Source organism: Methylobacterium sp. WL119 (assembly GCF_008039875.1).
In the GTDB taxonomy this organism is placed as follows: domain Bacteria; phylum Pseudomonadota; class Alphaproteobacteria; order Rhizobiales; family Beijerinckiaceae; genus Methylobacterium.
This window is the reverse complement of record NZ_VRUU01000208.1, coordinates 1-2,505: the sequence shown is the minus strand read 5'-3', so window position 1 is coordinate 2,505 and position 2,505 is coordinate 1. Positions and strand designations below refer to the sequence as shown.

Sequence of the window (2,505 nt, the reverse complement as noted above, 5' to 3'; positions counted from 1 at the left end):
CACCGCCTCGGCCGCGCTCAGCGCCGTCGCGCCGGAGCCGCAGCCGACGTCGAGCACCCCGTCGCCCGGCCGCAGGTCGGCGGCGGCGAGCAGCGCCTCGGTCAGCGGCGCGAACACCGCGTCGAGCACGCCCTGGCTGCGCGCCCAGCGCTGGCCGACCGCGCCGTTCCAGTATTCGGCCTGGGTCATCGTCGCTGTCATGGCCTGCTCCGTCGCTCGGCGATCCGGGCGGCATCTTGCATGCCGGGCGGCCGCCGTCAGCGGGGCGCGGCGACGCCGGCGCGTTTGGCCGGTTTCAGGCCGCGGCCATCCGCGCCCCCGCCTGCGACGCCAGCAGGTCCGCCACGGCCTCGGCCGACATCGGCCGGCCGAGATGGTAGCCCTGGAACAGGGAGCAGCCGAACGCCTGCAGCGTGGCGAGGTCGTCGGCGGTCTCGACGCCCTCGGCGACCACCTCGATGTCGAGCCAGCGCCCGAGCGCGAGCACGGCCTGGACCAGCCCGCACTTGTCGTCCGAGCCGGTCAGCCCGGTGACGAAGCTGCGGTCGATCTTGATGCGGTGGGCCTGGAGCTGGCGCAGGGAGGCGAGGGAGGAGTAGCCGATCCCGAAATCGTCCAGCGTCACGCGGATGCCGGCCTCGGCCAGCGCCGTGAGCTTGGCCTGCACCGCGCCGATGTCGAGGGCGGTCTCCTCGGTGATCTCGATCTCCAGCATCCGCGGCGGCAGGCCGAGGGCGGCCAGACGGCCGAGCACGATCTCGTCGACGGCGATCTGCGCCATCTCGCGGGGCGAGACGTTGAGCGCGACCTGGACCGTCTCCAGCCCGTGCCGGCACAGTGTCGCCACCATCGCGCAGGCCTGCTCGAGGATGGCGCGCAGCAGCGACTCGGTGAGGCCGGCCGTCGCCGCCGCCGCCACGACGTCGGCCGGCGGGATCCAGCCGTGGCGCGGGTGGTTCCAGCGCACCAGCGCCTCCAGGCTCACCAGGGTGCGCCCGTCCCGCCCGAAGATCGGCTGGAAGCACACCGTCACCACGCCCTCGGCGAGCGCCTGCGACAGGTCGCGCTCGCTGTCGCGCCGCGTCTCCATCCGGTCGCGCAGGCATTCGTCGAACAGGCGGGCGCGGTTCCGGCCGGCGCCCTTGGCCGCGTAGAGCGCCTCGTCGGCGCAGCTCAGGCGATGCGTCAGGCTGCCGGCGTCGCCCTGGTGGATGCCGATGCTGATGCCGAGCCGGCCGGCGTCGAGGGATTCGAACGGCTCGGCGACCGCGCCGATCAGGCGGGCGGCGAGCACGTCCTGCGCGATCCCCGCCGGCGCCGGCGCGTAGAGCACGGCGAACTCGTCGCCGCCGAGCCGGGCGGCGAGGCTGCCCGGCGGCAGGGCGGCGGCCATCCTTCGCGCCACCTCGGCCAGGACCCGGTCGCCCATGGTGTGGCCGTGGACGTCGTTGACGGATTTGAAGCCGTCGAGGTCGAGCAGCATCAGGCAATGCGCGACGGGCTCGACCGCCGCGTCGTCGCGCAAGGCCGCCTCACCGCGCAAGGCTCCATCACCGCGCAAGGCGGCGTCGGCATCCTGCTGGAAGCCGGCGCGGTTCAGGAGGCCGGTGAGGTCGTCGTGGGTCGCCCGCCGCGCCATCTCGAGGGCGAGCGCGCTGGCGCTGGCATGGGCCTCCATGCGCGACTGCGCGAGGGCGCTGGCCTCGTTCTTCAGCCGGCTCGCCTCGCGAAAACCCGCCTCGCACAGGAACGCGCCGCGGATCATCGCGGCGAGGTAGAGCAGCACCGTCGCGGCGAGGCAGATCCGGTCGAAGCCGCCGGCCACGAGCAGGCATCCGGCAAACGAGAGCAGCGGCGGGGTGAAGAAGCCGATCGGCATGCGGGCGAAGGCGGTGCCGTAGGTGACCGCGCCGGCGGTCGTGCCGCATGTCAACGTCAGGTAGAACACCGTCTGCGCCGCGGTGCAGCCGGCGCACAGCGCCGGAAGGAACGCCCAGACCAGGCCCGACAGCCAGGCCGCCATCCAGACCAGGCGCAGGTGCCGGTCGACCGAGCGGGCGGCGGCCTCCGCCGACAGCGCCGTCCGCGGCGATAGCGCGGCGCAGGGTACGCGGCACAGGGCGAGGCGCAGCAGGTTGGCCGCCGTCGAGGCCGCGAACCAGGTCGCGCCGACGGCGCCCTGCCCGGCATGGATCGCCACGATCATGCCGACCAGGCCGAGGGCCATGTTGATCGGGATGGCGGTCGACATGCTCAGGCGCAGGGCCGCGAGCTGATCCCGCCGGATCAGGCGGTCGAGGTCCGACGGGCTCGGAACCGAACGGGGCCGGTCGTTCAAGGGGTCAGGCACGTCGCATCCAACCTGCAGGCGTTTCTTCGACTGACGCCGGAGCGGTGAAGGATCGCTTAAGCACGCGGCCCGGCGAGCGCCGGACGGCGCGCGTGCGACATCAGCGCCGGGGGCCGCCGCCCGGCCCGCCGAACCCGCCGGGGCCGGCCCCCGGC

At 74.3% G+C, this 2,505-nt stretch carries 1 protein-coding gene and 1 pseudogene; both read right to left on the bottom strand.

What is annotated here, in order from left to right; genetic code table 11:
- Positions 1 to 201, bottom strand: a pseudogene (locus tag FV227_RS28380) (class I SAM-dependent methyltransferase); the annotation flags it as partial.
- Between the two features lie 94 nt (positions 202 to 295).
- Positions 296 to 2,251 (bottom strand): EAL domain-containing protein, encoded by a 1,956-nt coding sequence (locus tag FV227_RS28375; protein WP_147860460.1) that lies wholly within the window; start codon positions 2,249 to 2,251, stop codon positions 296 to 298.
- Positions 2,252 to 2,505: the final 254 nt, after the last annotated feature.

Bases quoted from the DNA above. Each gene is read 5' to 3' on its own strand.
- FV227_RS28375 (WP_147860460.1), bottom strand. From the start codon at position 2,251: ATGTCGACCGCCATCCCGATCAACATGGCCCTCGGCCTGGTCGGCATG.